The organism is Serratia sp. C2(1) (assembly GCF_036352655.1).
Lineage (GTDB): Bacteria > Pseudomonadota > Gammaproteobacteria > Enterobacterales > Enterobacteriaceae > Serratia > Serratia inhibens.
In genome coordinates this window covers 3,106,525-3,125,164 of the sequence record NZ_JAZFBA010000001.1, presented here as the reverse complement: position 1 = coordinate 3,125,164, position 18,640 = coordinate 3,106,525, and the positions used below count along the sequence as shown (strand labels likewise).

At 59.7% G+C, this 18,640-nt stretch carries 19 protein-coding genes; 15 read left to right on the top strand and 4 right to left on the bottom strand.

From position 1 onward, the window contains the following. Window positions 1-188: 188 nt before the first annotated feature. From V2S86_RS14710 to V2S86_RS14690, 5 genes are all read left to right on the top strand, one after another. Window positions 189-1,304 carry an ABC transporter substrate-binding protein gene (locus V2S86_RS14710; protein WP_330762990.1) on the top strand — a complete coding sequence of 372 codons (1,116 nt, stop codon included), beginning with the start codon at window positions 189-191 and terminating at the stop codon, window positions 1,302-1,304. A 78-nt stretch (window positions 1,305-1,382) separates the two neighbouring features. Further along, complete coding sequence (locus tag V2S86_RS14705; protein WP_330762989.1) at window positions 1,383-1,901, top strand: GNAT family N-acetyltransferase; 519 nt, start codon at window positions 1,383-1,385, stop codon at window positions 1,899-1,901. 117 nt (window positions 1,902-2,018) lie between these two features. Next, complete coding sequence (gene aroL / locus V2S86_RS14700; protein ID WP_330762988.1) at window positions 2,019-2,543, top strand: shikimate kinase AroL; 525 nt, start codon at window positions 2,019-2,021, stop codon at window positions 2,541-2,543. 178 nt (window positions 2,544-2,721) lie between these two features. Continuing rightward, window positions 2,722-3,768 carry an aldo/keto reductase gene (locus V2S86_RS14695; RefSeq protein WP_330762987.1) on the top strand — a complete coding sequence of 349 codons (1,047 nt, stop codon included), beginning with the start codon at window positions 2,722-2,724 and terminating at the stop codon, window positions 3,766-3,768. 81 nt (window positions 3,769-3,849) lie between these two features. Next, window positions 3,850-4,437: a TetR/AcrR family transcriptional regulator gene (locus V2S86_RS14690; RefSeq protein ID WP_330762986.1), complete on the top strand. Its 588-nt coding sequence runs from the start codon at window positions 3,850-3,852 to the stop codon at window positions 4,435-4,437. Here the strand turns inward: V2S86_RS14690 and V2S86_RS14685 are convergent. Further along, window positions 4,361-5,155, bottom strand: a complete 795-nt coding sequence (locus V2S86_RS14685; RefSeq protein ID WP_330762985.1) for a helix-turn-helix domain-containing protein — start codon at window positions 5,153-5,155, stop codon at window positions 4,361-4,363. The two genes, V2S86_RS14690 and V2S86_RS14685, sit on opposite strands and share 77 nt — an antisense overlap. 98 nt (window positions 5,156-5,253) lie before the next feature. Here V2S86_RS14685 and V2S86_RS14680 point away from each other — a divergent pair, with 98 nt between their 5' ends. The 3 genes from V2S86_RS14680 to ppnP all read left to right on the top strand — a co-directional run bounded on the left by V2S86_RS14680 (window position 5,254) and on the right by ppnP (window position 6,542). Next, the gene (locus V2S86_RS14680; protein WP_330762984.1) at window positions 5,254-5,658 is read left to right on the top strand and encodes a nuclear transport factor 2 family protein; all 405 of its coding nucleotides are present in this window, start codon (window positions 5,254-5,256) and stop codon (window positions 5,656-5,658) included. 47 nt (window positions 5,659-5,705) lie between these two features. Continuing rightward, window positions 5,706-5,906 (top strand): YaiA family protein, encoded by a 201-nt coding sequence (locus V2S86_RS14675; protein WP_330762983.1) that lies wholly within the window; start codon window positions 5,706-5,708, stop codon window positions 5,904-5,906. 348 nt (window positions 5,907-6,254) lie between these two features. Then, window positions 6,255-6,542 (top strand): pyrimidine/purine nucleoside phosphorylase, encoded by a 288-nt coding sequence (gene ppnP, locus V2S86_RS14670; protein WP_212558700.1) that lies wholly within the window; start codon window positions 6,255-6,257, stop codon window positions 6,540-6,542. 270 nt (window positions 6,543-6,812) lie between these two features. Here the strand turns inward: ppnP and rdgC are convergent, their stop codons facing one another. Then, complete coding sequence (rdgC, locus tag V2S86_RS14665) at window positions 6,813-7,724, bottom strand: recombination-associated protein RdgC (protein ID WP_006321205.1); 912 nt, start codon at window positions 7,722-7,724, stop codon at window positions 6,813-6,815. An 88-nt stretch (window positions 7,725-7,812) separates the two neighbouring features. Then, on the bottom strand, window positions 7,813-10,425 hold the full coding sequence (locus V2S86_RS14660; protein WP_330762982.1) for an ATP-binding protein: 2,613 nt from the start codon (window positions 10,423-10,425) through the stop codon (window positions 7,813-7,815). Window positions 10,426-10,566: 141 nt separating this feature from the next. Here V2S86_RS14660 and V2S86_RS14655 point away from each other — a divergent pair, with 141 nt between their 5' ends. The 6 genes from V2S86_RS14655 to V2S86_RS14630 all read left to right on the top strand — a co-directional run bounded on the left by V2S86_RS14655 (window position 10,567) and on the right by V2S86_RS14630 (window position 16,726). Continuing rightward, entirely contained in the window at window positions 10,567-12,087 is a 1,521-nt protein-coding gene (locus tag V2S86_RS14655; protein ID WP_330762981.1) for a sugar ABC transporter ATP-binding protein, read from the top strand. A gap of 28 nt (window positions 12,088-12,115) precedes the next feature. Beyond that, complete coding sequence (locus V2S86_RS14650; protein WP_330762980.1) at window positions 12,116-13,105, top strand: ABC transporter permease subunit; 990 nt, start codon at window positions 12,116-12,118, stop codon at window positions 13,103-13,105. Window positions 13,106-13,148: 43 nt separating this feature from the next. Further along, complete coding sequence (locus V2S86_RS14645) at window positions 13,149-14,090, top strand: ABC transporter substrate-binding protein (RefSeq protein ID WP_330762979.1); 942 nt, start codon at window positions 13,149-13,151, stop codon at window positions 14,088-14,090. Between the two features lie 63 nt (window positions 14,091-14,153). Beyond that, window positions 14,154-14,840, top strand: coding sequence for a D-lyxose/D-mannose isomerase (locus tag V2S86_RS14640; RefSeq protein WP_330762978.1), 687 nt, complete (start codon window positions 14,154-14,156; stop codon window positions 14,838-14,840). Window positions 14,841-14,852: 12 nt separating this feature from the next. Next, the gene (locus V2S86_RS14635; protein ID WP_330762977.1) at window positions 14,853-15,713 is read left to right on the top strand and encodes a ketose 1,6-bisphosphate aldolase; all 861 of its coding nucleotides are present in this window, start codon (window positions 14,853-14,855) and stop codon (window positions 15,711-15,713) included. Further along, window positions 15,713-16,726, top strand: coding sequence for a carbohydrate kinase family protein (locus V2S86_RS14630; RefSeq protein ID WP_330762976.1), 1,014 nt, complete (start codon window positions 15,713-15,715; stop codon window positions 16,724-16,726). Before V2S86_RS14635 ends, V2S86_RS14630 begins: the two co-directional genes overlap by 1 nt. On the opposite strand, the gene V2S86_RS14625 is transcribed toward V2S86_RS14630, so the two are convergent. After that, a complete protein-coding gene (locus V2S86_RS14625; protein WP_330762975.1) occupies window positions 16,701-17,441 on the bottom strand; it encodes a response regulator transcription factor in 741 nt (246 codons plus the stop codon). The two genes, V2S86_RS14630 and V2S86_RS14625, sit on opposite strands and share 26 nt — an antisense overlap. A 192-nt stretch (window positions 17,442-17,633) precedes the next feature. On the opposite strand from V2S86_RS14625, the gene mak reads away from it, so the two are divergent. Next, window positions 17,634-18,542 carry a fructokinase gene (gene mak, locus V2S86_RS14620; RefSeq protein ID WP_330762974.1) on the top strand — a complete coding sequence of 303 codons (909 nt, stop codon included), beginning with the start codon at window positions 17,634-17,636 and terminating at the stop codon, window positions 18,540-18,542. Window positions 18,543-18,640: the final 98 nt, after the last annotated feature.

The window sequence follows — 18,640 nt, the reverse complement described above, 5'->3', positions numbered from 1 at the left end:
TTCCCCATCTCGCCATTTTTAACGGCTGATTTTTACTGTAGAAAACCACATTTACCGCGGTTTTGCATTTATCGGCGCCGAAACACCGTGATTCGGCGGATTTGTCCTGCCCTGCGCGCGTTATCAATTGAAACTGTTAATGAGAGTAATTATCATGCACCCATCTTTTAGCTGCCTCCGGCCCACTCATGCGCAATCCTTTCGTTTTACTGCTGCTTTCCCTGTTGCTCGGCGTTTTTAGTGCCCAGGCGAAAATGGTCACCGACATTACCGGCCGACAGGTCAACGTGCCGGATAACCCGCAGCGCATCGTGTTGGGTGAAAGCCGCATGTTGTATACCCTGGCGCTGCTGGAGCCGGGCAATCCTGCCCAGCGCGTCGTCGGCTGGCCGGAAGACATGGCGCGTTATGATGCGCAAAGTTGGCAACTCTATACGCAAAAATTCCCGCAGATCAAGGCGATCCCTTCCATCAGCAAGGGCAATTTCCGCCAGGTTAACGTCGAAAATTTGATCCAACTGAAGCCGGATCTGGTGATTCTGGCGCGTTACGCACGCGAGGAGGGCGACAGTGATTTTCTGCTAACGGCGCTGAACAAGGCCGGTATTGCGGTTATCTACGTCGATTTGCGGGTTGATCTGCTGAACAATACCGTGCCGAGCGTCCGTCTGCTGGGCGACGTACTCAACCGCCAGCAGCGGGCGGAGCAGTTCATCAGTTTCTATCAGCAGCATATGGCGGTGATCCGGCAGCGGTTGGCCGGCTACCAGGGGCCCAAACCCAAGGTGATGCTGCATCTGCACCTCGGGCGGCGCGAGACCTGCTGCACCACTGCGGCGCATGGCAATCTTGGCGATCTGCTGGCCTTTGCCGGCGGCGACAATATCGCCAACGCCAGCATCAAGGGCGTGTACGGCGAGCTGAATCCGGAAACCATCCTGACTGCCAATCCCGACATCTACATCGCTACCGGCATGGCCGGGCCGCAGGGCAAGCGTTTTTCCGATCTGCGCCTTGGGCCGCTGGTTACCCAGCGGGAGGCTGATGAAAGCTTCCGCATGATCATGCAAAAACAGCCGATGCTTGCCAACCTGAAAGCGATAAAGAATCACCAGGCCTGGAGTATTTGGCACAACTTCTACCTCAGCCCGTATCATGTCGTGGCGGTCGAGATGTTCGCCAAAGCCTTCTACCCGGATCTGTTTGCAGACATTAATCCGCAGCAGACCTTTAAGCAGCTATACCAGCAATTTTTGCCGTTACCTTTTTCAGGCACCTACTGGAGCCAGTTGAATAACGAATAACGCAAACGTGGCTACTTGTGCGATCGATACCGACGTTGGGTTATATCGCCTCGCCGCCCGGCCGTTAAGGAGAACCCGATGAGTTTGCCCGTTCGTTTAGCGCAACCGCAGGATATCACCCAACTGATTGCCATTGAGCGCTCGGCGGCGCAGCTGTTTCTGCAGCAACCGACGTGGCGTTTTCTTGCCGATGGCCCGGTCATGAGCCGGCAACAGCATGCTGATTTTATTCAGCATCAGCGGGAATGGTTGGCTGAAAGCGCGTCGGGTGAAGCGGCCGGGTTTATCGCCATATTGCCGCAGCAGCAGGATTGGCACATCGCCGAGCTGTCGGTGGCCGCTAACTGGCAACGGCGGGGCATTGGCCGGCGTTTGATCGCCGAGGTTGCCGCACAGGCCAAATTGCGGGGCGCGGAGCGCCTGACGCTGACGACCTTTATCGACGTGCCCTGGAATGCGCCTTACTACCAGCGGTTAGGGTTCCGGCCGATCCCAGCCGAACGGCTCAGCGTGCCGCTGCGTCAACGGCTTGCCGAAGAGGCGGCGCAGGGATTTGTTGTCGGTAGCCGCTGTGCAATGGAATTTACACTGTCGTAAATATTGAAATACAGACTGATGGCGGTATGATGCAAGCAACCACGCCATCGCACGATCTGCGCGCCGGTTTTCAGGCGTACAAATGCACTCAAGTCACCGTATAAGGGACAACCCGTAATGACACAAACCATTTTCATGGTAGGCGCTCGCGGAGCCGGTAAAACCACGGTGGGCAGCGCGCTGGCGCAGGCACTGGGCTATCAATTCACCGATACCGATCTGTTTATGCAGCAGACCGCGCAAATGAGCGTGGCGGAAATGGTTGCGCATGAAGGCTGGCTGGGTTTTCGCCAGCGTGAAAGCATTGCCCTGCAAACGGTGACTCAGCCGTCAACTGTAGTTGCCACCGGCGGCGGCGTGATCCTGGCGGAAGAGAATCGTCGCTTCATGCGCCAGCACGGCACCGTGATTTATCTGCGTTCGCCTGCGGGCGTATTGGCGCAGCGGTTGGAAGAGTATCCGCAGGACGCGCAACGCCCAACGCTCACCGGCCGTCCGATTGCCGAAGAAATGCTGGAAGTGCTGGCGGCGCGTGAAGCGCTGTATCAGGAGGCCGCGCACTTTGTCATGGATGGCACCGGCAACCCGCAACAGGTGGTCGAACAAATCCTCTCGGCGCTGCAGCGCGAAACGGTAAAATAATCCACCGCAGTTTCTCCTTTGGGCACAGTGTGTTGTGCCCAATACTCTGTTTTCTCCCCCTGGTTTTTTCCGATCTGACGATAAATCACGCTTGCTTTTATAAATGATGGATGACATATATAAATGAATGTCACCCATCATTTATAATGTTCAACTCAAGCTAATTGCGAGGCTATGCATGAAATACACCCCCTTTGGTCGCAACACCGGCCTGCGCGTTGCCGAACTGGCTCTGGGCACCGGCACCTTTGGCACCGGCTGGGGTTACGGCTCGGAAAAAGAAGAGGCCAGGCAGGTATTCGATCGTTACGTCGACGCCGGCGGCAATTTCATTGACACGGCCGATGCCTATCAGTTTGGCCAGTCGGAGCACATGGTGGGGGAATTTATCGCCACCGATCGCGATCGCTTCGTCGTCGCCACCAAATACACGCTGGGTGCAATGCCGCAAGCAAGTATTTCGCGTACCGGCAACAGCCGTAAAAACATGATTTCTTCGGTGGAGGCCAGCCTGAAACGCCTGAAAACCGATCGTATCGATCTGCTGTGGGCGCATTTCTCCGACAACCTGACCCCGCTGGAGGAGGTTGTGCGCGCGTTTGACGATCTGACTCGCGCCGGCAAGATTCAGTACGCCGGGCTGTCCAATTTCCCGGCCTGGCGCATCGCCCGGGCGGATACCCTGGCCGAGCTGCGCGGCTGGGCGCGCATCGCCGGCATTCAGGTGGAATACAGCCTGGTGGAGCGCACCGCCGAGCGCGAACTGCTGCCGATGGCCGAAGCGCTGGGAATGGCCGCGACGCTGTGGTCACCGCTGGGCGGCGGCCTGTTGACCGGCAAATATCGCCACAGCAACGCCGGGCGGCTGACCGAACTGGGGCGCCTGGTGCATAGCGAGAAAGATACCGCGCTGCTGGATGAAGTGCTGGCAATAGCGCAGGAACACGGCGCCCAAGCGTCCCATGTTTCTATTGCCTGGCTGCGAAACCGGGCCGCGCACTCCAGCACCAGCCTGATCCCCATTTTGGGGCCGCGCACGTTAGCGCAACTGGACGATACGTTGGCGGCGCTCGACCTGACGCTGAGCGAAGAGCAAGTGGCGCGTTTGGATCGGGTAAGCGCTATCGATCCCGGCACGCCTCACCGGCAGATTGCCGATACGCTGGCACGGGCACAGGGCGGTGACAGCGACAGTTTTTCCGCGCTGCGCATTCCGCGCGCCTGAATCTTTTGATGAAGGGCATCATCATTGAGCGTGGCCGACGGATGGCCTAAGATGATGCCCGATTGATAAGGAGAAAACACCATGGCGCGGGTATCAAAGCAACAAATGGAACGCAATCGCGAGGCGATTGAACGGGTGTCTTCACAACTGTTTCGTGAACGTGGCCTGAACGGCGTCAGCGTTAATGACCTGATGGCGGCGGTGGGGCTGACCCACGGCGGTTTCTATGGTCATTTTGCCTCCAAGGATGAGCTGGCGGCGGTAGCCAGCCGCAGAGCGGCGGAGGAATCAGACCAACGTTGGGAGGCGCTGAGCGGCCAGCCCGGCAAACATACGTTGCAAACCCTGGTTGACAACTACCTGGACGTGAAACATCGGGACTGTCCCGCCGAAGGTTGCATGGTCACCGCGTTGGCCGGCGACGTGGCGCGAGAAGGGGCCGATAAACCCGTACACCAGGCCTACCTGAGCGGCGCAAAATCGATGCTGGCGCGGCTGGAATCGCTGTCGTCATCGGAAGATGAACAGCAGCGGCATCAGCAGGCTCTGGTGCAGATGGCAATGCTGGTGGGGGCGGTGACGTTGGCGCGGGCTACTCGCGGCGATGCGCTGTCGGAACAGTTTCTCGACGCGGCGCGTCAGGCGCTGCTGCCAAAGGGCGCTGAGTAAAATAGTTTCCCGGCGTGGTGCCGAAACGCTCGCGGAAGGCGGCGATATAGGCACTGACATTGTCGTAACCGCAGTCAGCGGCAACCTGGCCGACGGGCGCCCCCCGCGACAGCGGTTCCAGCGAGCGGAGCACTTTGGCTTGCTGGCGCCAGCGTGAAAAAGTCACGCCCGTTTCGCCGATAAAACGGCGGCTCAGGGTGCGGACGCTCAGCCCGGCCCAGTCGGCCCATTCACGCTGAGTGCGATCCCCTGCAGGTTCGTTCAGCAGCGCGCGGGCGATTTTCAGCAGCCGCGTATCTTGCGGCAGCGGCAGTTGCAGCGGGGGATTCTCCTGTGCGTGCATTTCATCCAGCAATACCTGCAACATCCGCTGTTGCGGTGCACTCAGCGGCTGCCCGGCAAACTGCGCGATACGCTCGACCAATGCCTGAATCAGCGCCGAGGCGGCGCTCAGCCGGGGAGACTCTGGCAGCGCCGCACCGCGTTGTTCCCCCAGATACAGGATCCAGCCCGCCACGTTACCGCAGGCCAATGCCTGGTGCGCGCAGTACGGCGGTAACCAGCCGACACTGCCTGCGGTCATTGCCCATTGCCTCCCTGCGGTTTCCAGCGCCATCATGCCGTGCGTTAACAGGTAGATCTGCCCTTCGGCATGGTGGTGCCAGGGCGTGAGGTGTTTTTTCTCATGCAAAAGCCGTTCTCTGCGCAGGATCATCATGTTGGCCGATTACCGGTATAAAAAGTCCAGATACGGTTATTATGCCAGTACTTTCTTCCGCTAGGATCACCGTGTCATTCCATTTTTGGAGATCCTCCATGAACGAAAATCCCTCAAGAGCCGTGGTGCTCGACGCCTTGCAGCGGGTGGTGGCCTGCTCGCAACACCAGCCGACGCTGATAGCTGAACTGTTCAGCGAAGATTACCGCCAGCAGGTGGACGGCAAGGTACTCGATTATGCGCAATTTATGCAGCATATGGCCCTGTTGAAGCAACTCACCCGCAGCATGACGCTGGACATTATCGCCGTCGCCGGACAGGGGGAGGCGGTACTGACGCACCATCAGGTGCGGTTGGAAAAGCGCGACGGTGGTCGCAGCCTGGTCAAAGTGCTGGCGCATTTCACCGTACGTGACGGCAAGATCTGTGCCTGTGATGAGTTGACGCAACTGCTGGAAGGCGAACATGGCGATTGCGATCTGGGGTCACGCGTGTCGGCGTAAACACGGCTGCTATACTTAACCCTGTGTGATTCACACGGGAGAACAGCATGCGCGAAAATAACCGACCAGGCTATCCGCGAACCGCTCGGATAGTCGAAGTTGACCGGGGCGACCCCAGCTTGCATATGCATCGCTTTGAGGTCCGCACCGACGACATTGAGCCGAATACGCTGCTCAGTGAGCACGCAACCGAGCAGGAAGCGCTCGACGCCAAGCATCGCTACGAGGATCCGGCGCTGGAAGATTAATCCGCACCTCACGGAAGCCGGCGTCACGCCGGTTTCTTTTTCTTCGTTTTGCTTACGGCAATGGGGGCGCATTGGCCTTGCCGAACGCGTAAACAAAACCGGGGTACGGGTAGCGGCCGCGGAGTTAATTGTCTGATTCAAATGCTAATAAAATATTATGACGACCTCCGTCAGGCGGTGGTTCGGCGTCGTTTGGGTTGCGGATTCAGAACGGCTGGCTGACGGCCGATCGCCGGGCAGAATTTTACTCTGCGCCACGATCGCATTTCGCGTGAAAAACCAGTGACAGATCAACCGCAATCCCCCAATATGGATTTCTCATAAAGTTGATTACGCGGGTGCCAGTTTATGCTGAAAGTGAACGAGTATTTTGCCGGAAAAGTGAAGTCTATCGGTTTCGATAGTAGCAGCATCGGCCTTACCAGCGTCGGTGTGATGGAAGAGGGTGAGTACACCTTCAGCACCGCCCAGCCGGAAGAGATGACCGTGATTACCGGCGCGTTGAAAGTGTTGCTGCCGGGCTCGCCGGACTGGCAGGTGTTTATGCCGGGTGAGAAGTTCTTCGTACCGGGGCACAGTGAGTTCAACCTGCAGGTTGCTGATGCAACCGCCTATCTGTGCCGTTATTTAAGTTAGTAGTCCATACCCTTCTTACTTGAAGCTGCAGCGTTGTTGGCTGCGTGCATATATTCGGCCCATCCGTGGGCCTCACCCCTTTGGCGCCGCTGCAAGCAGCGTTCAAATCTGTTCCCGACAGATTTGTCACCCCAGTCACTTACTTGAGTAAGCTCCTGGGGACTCCCGCACTTGCCGCCTAGCTGCAACTCCAATTAATTTGGGTATGCTGTTTGTTTTGTAAACGCGGCGTATCTAGAGCAAGGCGCAGTGATTTGCGCCTTTGTGTGTTTAACGCTGGGCTTCGCCGCCCAGGGCTTCGATGGTGTTCTTGATTAACGCCGCCAGTTCGCTGGTCATCAGGATAAAATCGGCGTCAAAACGTTGGGCAAAGTCGTCACGATCGATATCGTCATTCTGCTCGCGCAGCGCATCGGCAAACTTCAGGCGCTTGAGCGAACCGTCGTCCGCCAGCACCAGTTGGATGCGTTCCTGCCAGTCCACCGCCAGTTTGGTCACCAGCTTGCCGGCTTCGATATGCACCGCAATTTCGTCGCTGATCAGGTTCTGTTTCTTGCAGCGGATCACGCCGCCATCTTCCAGAATCGCCTTCAGTTCCGCTTCATCCTGAATGATAAAACCGGCCGGCAGCTCGCCGGAACGTACCCACTCGGTCAGCGTCAGCTCGATCGGGCTTTCCATGGTCAGCGGCACCACCGGCAGTGAACCCAGGCTTTTACGCAGCAGCGCCAGGGTATCTTCCGCGCGTTTGGCGCTGGCGGCGTCAACCATGATCAGGTCATTGACGGTGTCGATCCACATAAAGGTCTGGTTGAAACGGCTGAAGGCGCGCGGCAGCAGGCTATGCAGCACCTCATCTTTCAGCGCGTCTTTCTCGGTTTTTTTCAGTTTGCGGTGCTGTTCGCCTTCCAGCCGCTCAATCTTGGCCTGCAACTCTTGCTTGATGACCGGCGAAGGCAGGATTTTTTCTTCCTTGCGCGCACAGATGACGATCTGGCCGTTAACCGCGTGCGTCAAGGCGTCGCTGTGGGAACCCATTGGGGAGACCCAGCCGGTTTTCGCCATGTCCTGGCTGCCGCAAGGGGTGAAAGCAAAAGCGCTGAGCTGTTTTTCCATTTCATCCGCGTTTAGCGCAACTTCGCGGCTCAAACGGTAAACCATCAAATTCTTAAACCACAGCATAATGTTGTCCCTGGCTGGGCGTGCAGTCGGCACGCTTGTTCATCAAAAGCAGGGCGGCATGATAACGAATCAGAGGCGAAAAATCGCCTCATTCCCTCTGAATTGCGTCGCCGGCCGCGTTTCTTCTCCGCGCCCGTTGCAGCGCCAGCGCCAGTTGCCGCTGGCTGAAAGGCTTGCGCAGCAGCTCAACTTCAGTCAGATCTCCCTGAGAGTGGCGGCGCATATCCTGACCGCTGATCAGCAAGGCGCTGAGGTGCGGATTGATCTCCCGCGCCTGCTCAATCACCTGGGCGCCGCTCAGTTCCCCCGGCAGCATCAGGTCACTGATCAGCAGTGCGATGTCCGGCGTCTGGCGCAGCAGCGCCAGCGCTTCCTGGCTGTCTGCGCTGTCCAGCGTCAGGTAACCGAGCTGGTGCAGGTGTTCGCACAGCGTGTGGCGCACGTCGTTTTCATCTTCCAGTACCAGCACCAGATTATCGGTGCCGTCACTGTCGTCGAGCGGTTGCAGCGGCGCTTCCGTTACCGCCTGCATGGGTGCCCGGGGCAACTGCAGGCGCACCAGCGTGCCCTTGCCCGGTGCGGTTTCAATCTGCACCCGTCCGCCGGACTGGCGGACAAAACCGTAAACCATCGACAGACCAAGCCCGCTGCCGCTACCCACCGCCTTGGTGGTGAAGAAGGGTTCGAACACCTGTGCCTTGACTTCCTCCGACATCCCGCAGCCGGTGTCGATCACTTCCAGCGCCACCATATCCTGTTTTTTGCCGCTGCTGCGCACCACGCGTTGGTTGTAGATGCGGATCTTCACCACCCCGCTGCGGCCCTCCATCGCATCCCGCGCGTTCACTACCAGGTTGATCAGCGCATTTTCCAACTGATTGGCATCGATCCACGCGGGCCAGCCGGGTTGTTGCGCCTCAATGGTCAGCGACAGCGTAGAGGGCAGCGAATGGCGCAGCAGTTCCTGCAGGTTTTCCACCAGCGTGCGCAGCGCGATGGCTTGAGGATGCAGCGCCTGTTTGCGCGAGAACGCCAGCAGCCGCTGGGTGAGTTGCGCGCCGCGTTCGGCGGCTTTCAGCGCGCGGGCGATGCGTTGTTCGGTTTGCGCGTCCTGCGTTTGCCCGGTGGTCAGTTCCAGGCTGCCGATAATCACCGCCAGCAGGTTGTTAAAATCGTGCGCCAGGCCGCCGGTAAGTTGACCGACCGCCTTCATTTTCTGGCTGTGCAGCAGCGCCTCTTCCAGCGCCTTGCGCTCGGTGCGCTCCAGCACCACGTTCACCACCCCGCGGTTGGGCACCGGGCTGAAACGCAGTTCGACGGTGCGGCCGTCATCCAGACGCAGTTCCTGCGGCTGCGGCAATTCACTGGACAGATTGGCCAGCACCGCCTCCCAGCGTTGGCCCTGTGGCGGCGTGACGTGCTGCAGCAATTCGCGGTAGTGTTGGCCGCGGTGCAACTGGTGTTCGTTCAGGCCCAGCAGCAGCGGGTATTGCGGGTTCCACACCACCAGTTGCCCGTCGTTATCAAACAGTGCAAAACCGTCGCGCATCGCCAGAAAAGTGGTTTCCAACTGGGTGCTTTTTTCTTTCAACAGGCGAGAAGTTTGTTCCAGTGAGGCGGTATTGCGGGCAAACACATTGAAAGCCCGCGCCAGTTCGCCCAGTTCATCGCGGCGTTGCAGCGCCGGCACGCTGACGTCACGCTCACCGCGCGCCAGCCGCGTCATGGCATTGGCGATCGCCGTCAGGTTCGAACCGAGGTTACGGTAGATATACAGCCCGGCGAAACCGGTAATCACCAACGCCAGCAGGGCGAACAGGCCGATAAATACGCTGATGGAGCTGAGCTCACGGTGCGTCTGGTGGGTGCGCAGCTCCGACTCGTTCGCCACCTTCTGCACGTACAGATTGATGTCGCCGTTGAGCATCGCGACTAACGCTTTGATATGGTAGGTATAATAGGCGAGTGCCAGATCGCTTTGCTCCAGTTCCAGCGTTTCGGGCAACAGGCGTTGTTCGCTGGTGCGAAACTGTCGCATTTTCTCATCCACCAGCGCATTCGCGCTGTGCTGCGGCCAGTAGGCCATTACGCTGTCGAGTTGCTGGGCGGCCGCTTTGGGCGTTGGGGTCTGAATGGCGATCGCCAACAGCCGATCAAGCTGGCCGAGCAGCGGTTGCGTAGGCTGGTCCAGATTATCGCGTTGGCTCAGGCTGGCGATATGCCGCAGCGTGCTTTGCGTCTGGTACAACCCGCTGAGCAGGATGTTGCGCTGCAGGTGCCGCGCGTGACCCAGCTCCAGCATGCGGGTCACGCTGGTTTCCAGCGCGTTGCTGCGGCTGATGATGCGCTTGACCAGTGCCGGCTCGCTGTGGGCCAGCGGGGCGTCCGCCAGCCGGTTGAGAGAGGCTTGCAGCGCCAACTGGGTCTGTTTCAACCGGGCGGATTCGCTCTGGTACTCCAGCGCGCCAACCACCTGCGAAAGCCGGATGGCGGCGGTGGCGACGTTCGACGTATCCCGGCTCAGCGCCATGCTGCCGTTCATCTCTTTCAGCGTTTGCGCCTGCACCTGTTCCTGCAGCTTGCCCGCATGCTTAAAGCCGACGATCGCCACGCCGCTGACCATCAGCGTCACCGCCACCACCAGCAGGTTGAACATCAGCAGGCGCCCACGCGCACCGGCAAGGAAAGGCAGTCTGCGCATCGTATCTCCCGTAACTGACTGTTCGCAGTATAAATCCCCGTTCCATTAACAATATGACAAACATGAACGGACGCTGACATTTTGCATTTATTTATGCGTGGTTAACTGCATCTAATTCGAACCGCAGCCTGAGGTATGACGATGAGCGTGACCCCGATTTTGGAAATGCACAACATCGCCAAGAGTTTTGGTCAGTTTTATGCGCTGAAAGGCGTCGACCTGACGGTATATCGCGGTGAGATCCACGCGCTGATGGGTGAAAACGGCGCGGGTAAAAGCACGTTAATGAAAATATTGGCCGGCGCTTATATCGCCAGCAGCGGGGAAATTTTTATCGATGGGCAGCCGTTCGCCATCAAAGGGCCAAAAGACGCCCTGGCGGCAGGTATCACGCTGATTTACCAGGAAATGAACTTGGCCCCCAACCTGACGGTGGCGGAGAACATTTTTCTGGGCAGCGAGATCCAGCGCGGCGGCCTGGTGAAACGCCGGCAGATGTTGCTGGAAGCGCAGAAGGTGATCGACAGGCTGGGCGCGCAGTTCAGCGCCGGCGATCGGGTCATGAAATTAACCATCGCCGAGCAGCAGCAGGTGGAAATCGCCCGCGCGTTGCATCGCAACAGCCGCATTCTGGTGATGGACGAACCTACGGCGGCGCTCTCTTCGCGTGAAACGCATCGGCTGTTCGAGCTGATCAAGCGCCTGCGCGATGAGGGCATGGCGATCATTTACATCAGCCACCGCATGGCGGAAGTGTATGAACTGTCGGATCGCGTCAGCGTGCTGCGCGACGGTCAGTACGTCGGTAGCCTGACGCGCGACAAGCTGTCTGCCGGCGAGCTGGTGCGCATGATGGTGGGCCGCCCGCTGAGCGATTTGTTCAATAAGGAACAGGGGATTGCGGTGGGCCAACCGCGCCTGACGTTGCACGGGCTGACCGACGGCAAGAAAGTCAAGCCGGTCAGCCTGCAGGTGCGCGCCGGCGAGATTGTCGGCCTTTCCGGGCTGGTGGGCGCCGGGCGCTCCGAACTGGCGCAGCTGATTTTCGGCGTGCGCAAGGCGAGCGGCGGCACTGTGGAGATCGACGGCAAAACGGCCAATATCCATTCGCCGCGCGACGCCATCGCTTTGGGTATCGGTTTTCTCACCGAAAACCGCAAGGAACAGGGGCTGTTTCTCGATCTGGCGGCCCATGAAAATATCGTGATGGCCACGCTGGAGCGCGATGGCCGCTATGGCCTGCTCAATCGCCGCAAGGCGCAGAGCATTTCCAGAGACGCTATTGGCCTGCTGAATATCCGTGTGCCGCATGCTCAGGTGCGCGCCGGTGGCTTGTCCGGGGGCAACCAGCAAAAGCTGCTGATTTCACGCTGGGTGGCGATTGGCCCGCGCATTCTGATCCTCGATGAACCGACGCGCGGCGTCGACGTCGGCGCCAAGAGCGAAATTTACCGCATCATGAGCCAGATGGCGCAGCAGGGGGTGGCGATCCTGATGATCTCCAGCGAACTGCCTGAGGTGGTCGGGATGAGCGATCGGGTTTACGTCATGCACGAAGGCAGTATCGCCGGTGAACTGAGCGGCAGCGACATAACTCAGGAAAACATCATGACGCTGGCTACCGGCGTCGAAACAGCCGTGGAAATCGCCGGCCATGAATAATTCAATCCGTACGCTCAAGGAGCCTGCCATGACTTCGAATCCGCTGCCGCCTGGCGCAAAAAATCCCACGCTGAAACGGGCGTTTATGGGCGATATGATGCAAACCGTCGGCATTCTGCCGATCCTGATCCTGATCGTCGCGGTTTTCGGCTTTGTCGCGCCGAATTTCTTTACCGATGCCAACCTGCTGAATATCGCCCGTCAGGCGTCGATTAACATCGTGCTGGCGGCGGGCATGACTTTTATCATTCTTACCGGCGGCATCGATCTCTCGGTCGGTTCGATGCTGGGCACCACGGCGGTGGTGGCGATGGCGGTTTCCCTGATGCCGGGCATGGCCGGGCTGTCGATCCCGCTGGCGTTGCTGGCCGGGCTGGGGATGGGGCTGTTCAATGGATTTCTGGTGGCCTACGCCGGTTTGCCGCCGTTTATCGTTACGTTGGGTACCTATACCGCACTGCGCGGCGCGGCTTATCTGCTGGCGGACGGCACCACCATCATCAACTCGAATATCAGTTTTGAATGGATCGGCAATGCTTATCTGGGGCCGATTCCCTGGCTGGTGATTATCGCCTTTGCGGTGATCGCGCTGTGCTGGTTCATCCTGCGCCGCACCACGCTCGGGGTTCATATCTACGCGGTGGGCGGCAATATACAGGCCGCGCGTCTGACCGGCATCAAGGTGGGCGCGGTGCTGCTGTTCGTCTACGGCATGAGCGGCCTGCTGTCCGGGCTGGGCGGGGTGATGAGCGCCTCTCGGCTCTACAGCGCCAACGGCAACCTGGGCATGGGTTATGAGCTGGATGCCATCGCCGCGGTGATCCTCGGCGGGACCAGCTTTGTCGGCGGCATCGGCACCATTACCGGCACGCTGGTGGGGGCGCTGATTATCGCGACCCTGAACAACGGCATGACGCTGATGGGGGTTTCTTATTTCTGGCAATTGGTGATCAAAGGGGCGGTGATCATCATAGCGGTGCTGATTGATAAATACCGTACCCGAAACTATCAACACTAATCGCAGTGCTTCATAACATCTGGATAATAATGAGGAAAACACTATGCGTTTCAAGCCATTGATTACCGCTTTGTTGGTTACCGCCGCGCTCGGCAGCGCCTCTGTGGTCCAGGCGAAAGAATTGAAATCGATCGGGGTGACGGTGGGCGATCTGGCCAACCCGTTCTTTGTGCAGATCACCAAGGGCGCCGAGCTGAAAGCGCGTGAGCTGGCCGGCGACAAGGTGAATGTGACGCTGGTGTCGAGCGGTTACGATCTTGGCCAGCAGGTGGCGCAGATCGACAACTTCATCGCCGCCAAGGTCGATATGATCATTCTCAACGCCGCCGATTCCAAAGGTATCGGTCCGGCGGTCAAGCGCGCCAAGGACGCCGGCATCGTGGTGGTGGCGGTAGACGTGGCGGCGGAAGGGGCCGATGCCACCATCACTTCGGATAACACCCAGGCGGGGGCGATGGCCTGTAAATACATCAGCGATCGCCTGAAAGAGAAAGGCAACGTGGTGATCATCAACGGGCCGCCGGTTTCTGCGGTGCAAAACCGGGTGGAAGGCTGCATGACCGAGCTGAAGAAACACCCGGATATCAAGCTGCTGTCCTATAACCAGAACGCCAAGGGCAGCCGCGAAGGCGGTCTGGAGATCATGACCTCGTTGCTGGCGGCCAATCCGAAGATCGACGGCGTATTCGCGATTAACGATCCGACGGCGATCGGTGCCGATCTGGCGGCCAAGCAGGCGCAGCGCAGCGAGTTCTTTATCGTCGGCGTAGACGGCTCGCCGGACGGTGAAGAGGCGCTCAAACGCGACAACTCGCTGTTTGTGGCGACGCCGGCGCAGGATCCGCAGGTGATGGCAGCCAAGGCGGTCGAGATCGGTTACGACATTCTGCAGGGCAAACCCGCGCCAACCGGCCCGGTGCTGATCCCGGTGACCATGATCGATAAAAACAATATCGGCGGTTACAAAGGCTGGACGGTGAAATAACCTTCTGCCGCCAGGGGCCGGCTCAGTCTGGCCCCCTTATACATCACCACGCCCGGAGGTGCCATGAACCGTTCCGCCGTGAACCGGATCCTGCAGCAAACCCAGCACTTTTTTGCCCGCTTCGACGTCCACCTGCCACCGTTCGCCCATTTTAGCCCGTCGGCCTGGCGGCAGCGCGATCGTCAGTCGTGGCAGGAGGTCTTCGATCTGAAACTCGGTTGGGATGTCACCGCATTCGGTGGCGATGACTTTGCGCACACTGGCCTGACGTTGTTCACGCTGCGCAACGGTTCGCCCGGCGGCCAGCCCTACGCCAAATGTTATGCGGAGAAGATCATGCACTGCCGCGAAGCGCAGGTGACGCCAATGCATTTCCACTGGCGCAAACGCGAGGACATCATCAACCGCGGCGGCGGCAATCTGATCGTCGAACTGCACAACGCCGATACCGATGAACGGCTGGCCGACGGGGCGGTGACCGTTACCCTGGACGGATGCCGGCAGTCCCATGCCGCCGGTTCGCGTCTGCGGCTGGCGCCGGGAGAAAGTATCTGCCTGACGCCGGGCATTTATCACAGCTTTTGGGGGGAGGAGGGCTTTGGTGACGTGCTGGTGGGCGAAGTCTCGACGGTCAACGACGACGACAACGACAACCGCTTTCTGACGCCGCTCAGCCGCTTTGGCCACATCACGGAAGACCAGCCGCCGCAGTGGCTGCTGTGCAACGAATATTCGCGCTTTATCGATTAAAGGAGAACAGCTATGGCACTGATTTCACTGGCGCAGGGGTTGGCGCACGCTCGCGATCACGGCTATGCGCTTGGCGCGTTCAACGTGCTCGACAGCCATTTTCTGCGCGCGCTGTTTGCGGCCGCGGAGGCGGCGCGATCGCCGTTTATTATCAACATTGCCGAAGTGCACTTTAAGTATGTCTCGCTGGAGTCGCTGGTGGCGGCGATTAAAAGCGAAGCGGCGCAGCACGCTATTCCGGTGGTGCTGAATCTGGATCACGGTTTGCATTTCGAGGCGGTGGTGCAGGCGCTGCGCCTGGGCTTCAGTTCGGTGATGTTCGACGGTTCCGGCCTGAGCTATGAAGAGAACGTGCGCCAGACGCAGGAAGTGGTGCGCATGTGCCACGCGGCCGGGGTTTCGGTCGAGGCTGAGCTGGGCGCGGTCGGCGGCGACGAAGGTGGCGCGCTGTACGGCGAGGCCGACAGCAATAAATTCACCGATCCGCTGCGGGCGCGTGAGTTTGTCGGGTTGACCGGCATCGATGCGCTGGCGGTGGCGATTGGCAATGCGCACGGTAAATACAAGGGCGAGCCGAAGCTCGATTTCGACCGGCTGGCGGCGATCCGGCAGCAGGCCGGCATTCCGCTGGTATTGCATGGCGGTTCCGGCATCAGCGATGCCGACTTCAAGCGGGCGATTGGTCTGGGCATTCACAAGATCAATTTTTATACCGGCATGTCTCAGGCGGCGCTCGGCGCGATTGAGCAGCGGATGACGCAGCGCCACGCAATTTACGATGAGTTCGCCGAGGTGCTGTTGGCGGTGGAGCAGTCGATTAGCGAAGTGGTGCAGCAACAGATGCATATTTTCGGCAGTGCCGGGCGGTTGTAATGATTCGCCATGGCATTGTCTCGGCCGGCAATATGCTGGTGGATCACGTACATCACATCGCTCACTGGCCGCAGCCGGGTTGGCTGGTGGAGATTGAACATAGCCAGCGCGGTACCGGCGGCGCGCCGCTTAACGTACTGCTGACGCTGGCGCGGATGGAAACCGGGCTGCCGCTGGCGGCGATCGGGCTGATCGGCTGCGACGCGGACGGCGACTACATCATGCAGATGCTGGCGCAGCACCGGGTCGACGGCCGCTGGGTGCAGCGCAGCGAAGGGGCGATGACCTCCATGTCGCAGGTGATGACCGAGCCGGGTGGGCAGCGAACCTTCTTCCATGCGCCGGGCGCCAACCGGCTGCTGGATCTGGACGCCTTCGACGGGGTGCACAGCGAACACAAAATTTTCCATCTCGGTTACCTGCTGCTGCTAGACAGCCTGGATCGCCCGGATGAGGCATTCGGCACCCGCAGCGCACGGCTGCTGGCGCAGATGCAGCAGCGCGGTTACCGGACGTCGCTGGATCTGGTATCACGACAGGGCGACCCGCGCTACCGGCCGCTGGTCTTGCCGGCGCTGCGCTGGCTGGATTACCTGGTGATCAACGAACTGGAGGCCGGAGAGTTTACCGGGTTGGCGCTGCGTGCCGCCGACGGCGCTTTACAGCAGCATTTGATGGCCCAGGCCGCACAGCAGCTGTTGCAGGCCGGCGTGCGGCGACGGGTGGTGATCCACTGCCCGGAAGGGGCGTACGGGCTGGAAAACGGCGGTGATGCGCGCTGGCAGCCCTCATGGCACCTGAGCGAAGGCGAGATTGTCGGCAGCGTCGGCGCCGGGGATGCGTTTTGCGCCGGCGTGTTGTACGCCAGCCATGAAGACTGGCCTTTGGTGGAGACCTTGCAACTGGCGCACGCCTGCGCACGTTTCAATCTGCTGTGCGCCAATGCTATCGACGGCGCACGGCCGTTATCGGAACTGCAGGCGTATATCAGGCGGCAGCGACCGGCTGGCTGACGTCGGCGGCGAACACATAACCCAGCCCGCGAATGGTGCGGATCAGTTCGGGTTGATGCGGATTGCTCTCGATCTTGCGCCGTAGCCGCATGATCAGTACGTCGATGGTGCGATCGAACACTTCCAGCGTTTCGCTGTGGGTCAATTCCAGCAGGCGATCGCGGGTCAGCACTTTGCGTGCGTGCTGTACCAGCGCCAGCAGCAGTCCATATTCACCCTGGGTCAGATCGACAGGTTGCCGTTGTGGGTTGTGCAAGGTGCAGCGAGCGGCGTCCAGGCACCAGCCGTTGAATTGCCAGCCTTCGGGCTTGCTCTGGCCGGCGGCAACCGGCTCCAGCGCCAGCGCGCCGGTACGCCGCAGCACCGCTTTGGCGCGGGCCACGACTACACGCGGGTTGAAGGGTTTGGCGATGTAATCGTCGGCGCCCATTTCCAGGCCGACCACCACGTCAGACTCGGAGCCGAGGCCGGTCAGCATCACCACCGGCAAATCCGGGCGCAGGCGGTGGATCTGCTGCAGCACCAACAGACCGTTGGTATCCGGCAGGATCAGATCGAGCAGCACCAGCGCAATGTCAGGCTGCTGGTTGAGTAAGGCCAGCGCTTCGCTGCCCCGGTGGCAGGCATGAACGGTAAATACGTGTTCATTGAGCACGTCGCAGAGCACGTCACAGATAGCGGGGTCGTCATCGACGATCAGTACGGCAGGTTTCATCGCTGCTCTCCGGATTTATTATGTGGAACCCTTTAAAAACAGTGTACCTGATGGCTAATTAATAAGCGGTAGCCGGTATGGGGTCTGATGCGGAAATTGCCGTCGCCGTCACATTCGGCGGCAAGGGGATGATCCTGCATGCCGGTTACAGTAGTCTGTAGCAATGTTGTTGTGCATTGAGGAGAAAAAATCGTGCGCATTGGTATCGATCTGGGTGGCACCAAAATTGAAGTGATCGCGCTGGCCAACGATGGGCATGAGCTGTTCCGCCATCGTATCGCGACGCCGCGTCATGACTATCAGCAAACGCTGGATGCAATCACCGGCCTGGTGAAGCTGGCGGAAGAAAATACCGGGCAGCAGGGCTCTGTCGGCGTCGGGATTCCCGGTACGCTGTCGCCCTATACCGGGCGGGTGAAAAACGCCAACTCGGTCTGGCTCAACGGCCAACCTATGGATAAAGATCTGTCGGCGATGTTGGCGCGTGAAGTGCGCATCGCCAACGACGCCAACTGTTTGGCGGTGTCGGAGGCCACCGATGGCGCGGCGGCCGGTCAGAAAACCGTGTTTGCGGTGATTATCGGCACCGGCTGCGGCGCGGGCGTGGCGATTAACGGGCAGGCGCACTCCGGTGGCAACGGTATTTCCGGCGAATGGGGGCATAACCCTTTGCCCTGGATGGATGACGACGAGCTGCGTTTTCGCACCGAGGTGCCTTGTTACTGCGGCAAGCAAGGCTGCATCGAGACCTTTATCTCCGGCACCGGTTTCGCAACCGACTATGCACGCCTGAGCGGCAACCCGCTGAAAGGCCATGAGATTATGACGCTGGCGGCGCAAGGCGATGCCCTGGCAGAGCGGGCCATCGGCCGCTATGAACTGCGGCTGGCGAAATCGCTGGCGCATGTGATCAATATATTCGATCCGGATGTGGTGGTGCTGGGCGGCGGCATGAGCAATGTAGACCGCTTGTATCAGCACGTGCCGCAGTTGGTGAAATCCTGGGTATTCGGCGGCGAATGCGAAACGCCGATACGCAAAGCGATCCACGGCGATTCCAGCGGCGTGCGCGGCGCAGCCTGGTTGTGGCCGCAAGGGTAACCCTTACCAAAAAGCGCGAACCTGTTCGCGCTTTAATCCATCCGCAGTGGGCAATTGCCGCACCACGACGCTCCTTGCGATCGCATACTGAGGGGCTG

Excerpts from the sequence above, each read along its gene's own strand:
- V2S86_RS14710 (WP_330762990.1), top strand. The coding sequence starts at position 189 with ATGCGCAATCCTTTCGTTTTACTGCTGCTTTCCCTGTTGCTCGGCGTT.
- V2S86_RS14705 (WP_330762989.1), top strand. The coding sequence starts at position 1,383 with ATGAGTTTGCCCGTTCGTTTAGCGCAACCGCAGGATATCACCCAACTG.
- aroL (WP_330762988.1), top strand. The coding sequence starts at position 2,019 with ATGACACAAACCATTTTCATGGTAGGCGCTCGCGGAGCCGGTAAAACC.
- V2S86_RS14695 (WP_330762987.1), top strand. The coding sequence starts at position 2,722 with ATGAAATACACCCCCTTTGGTCGCAACACCGGCCTGCGCGTTGCCGAA.
- V2S86_RS14690 (WP_330762986.1), top strand. The coding sequence starts at position 3,850 with ATGGCGCGGGTATCAAAGCAACAAATGGAACGCAATCGCGAGGCGATT.
- V2S86_RS14685 (WP_330762985.1), bottom strand. The coding sequence starts at position 5,155 with ATGATGATCCTGCGCAGAGAACGGCTTTTGCATGAGAAAAAACACCTC.
- V2S86_RS14680 (WP_330762984.1), top strand. The coding sequence starts at position 5,254 with ATGAACGAAAATCCCTCAAGAGCCGTGGTGCTCGACGCCTTGCAGCGG.
- V2S86_RS14675 (WP_330762983.1), top strand. The coding sequence starts at position 5,706 with ATGCGCGAAAATAACCGACCAGGCTATCCGCGAACCGCTCGGATAGTC.
- ppnP (WP_212558700.1), top strand. The coding sequence starts at position 6,255 with ATGCTGAAAGTGAACGAGTATTTTGCCGGAAAAGTGAAGTCTATCGGT.
- rdgC (WP_006321205.1), bottom strand. The coding sequence starts at position 7,724 with ATGCTGTGGTTTAAGAATTTGATGGTTTACCGTTTGAGCCGCGAAGTT.
- V2S86_RS14660 (WP_330762982.1), bottom strand. The coding sequence starts at position 10,425 with ATGCGCAGACTGCCTTTCCTTGCCGGTGCGCGTGGGCGCCTGCTGATG.
- V2S86_RS14655 (WP_330762981.1), top strand. The coding sequence starts at position 10,567 with ATGAGCGTGACCCCGATTTTGGAAATGCACAACATCGCCAAGAGTTTT.
- V2S86_RS14650 (WP_330762980.1), top strand. The coding sequence starts at position 12,116 with ATGACTTCGAATCCGCTGCCGCCTGGCGCAAAAAATCCCACGCTGAAA.
- V2S86_RS14645 (WP_330762979.1), top strand. The coding sequence starts at position 13,149 with ATGCGTTTCAAGCCATTGATTACCGCTTTGTTGGTTACCGCCGCGCTC.
- V2S86_RS14640 (WP_330762978.1), top strand. The coding sequence starts at position 14,154 with ATGAACCGTTCCGCCGTGAACCGGATCCTGCAGCAAACCCAGCACTTT.
- V2S86_RS14635 (WP_330762977.1), top strand. The coding sequence starts at position 14,853 with ATGGCACTGATTTCACTGGCGCAGGGGTTGGCGCACGCTCGCGATCAC.
- V2S86_RS14630 (WP_330762976.1), top strand. The coding sequence starts at position 15,713 with ATGATTCGCCATGGCATTGTCTCGGCCGGCAATATGCTGGTGGATCAC.
- V2S86_RS14625 (WP_330762975.1), bottom strand. The coding sequence starts at position 17,441 with ATGAAACCTGCCGTACTGATCGTCGATGACGACCCCGCTATCTGTGAC.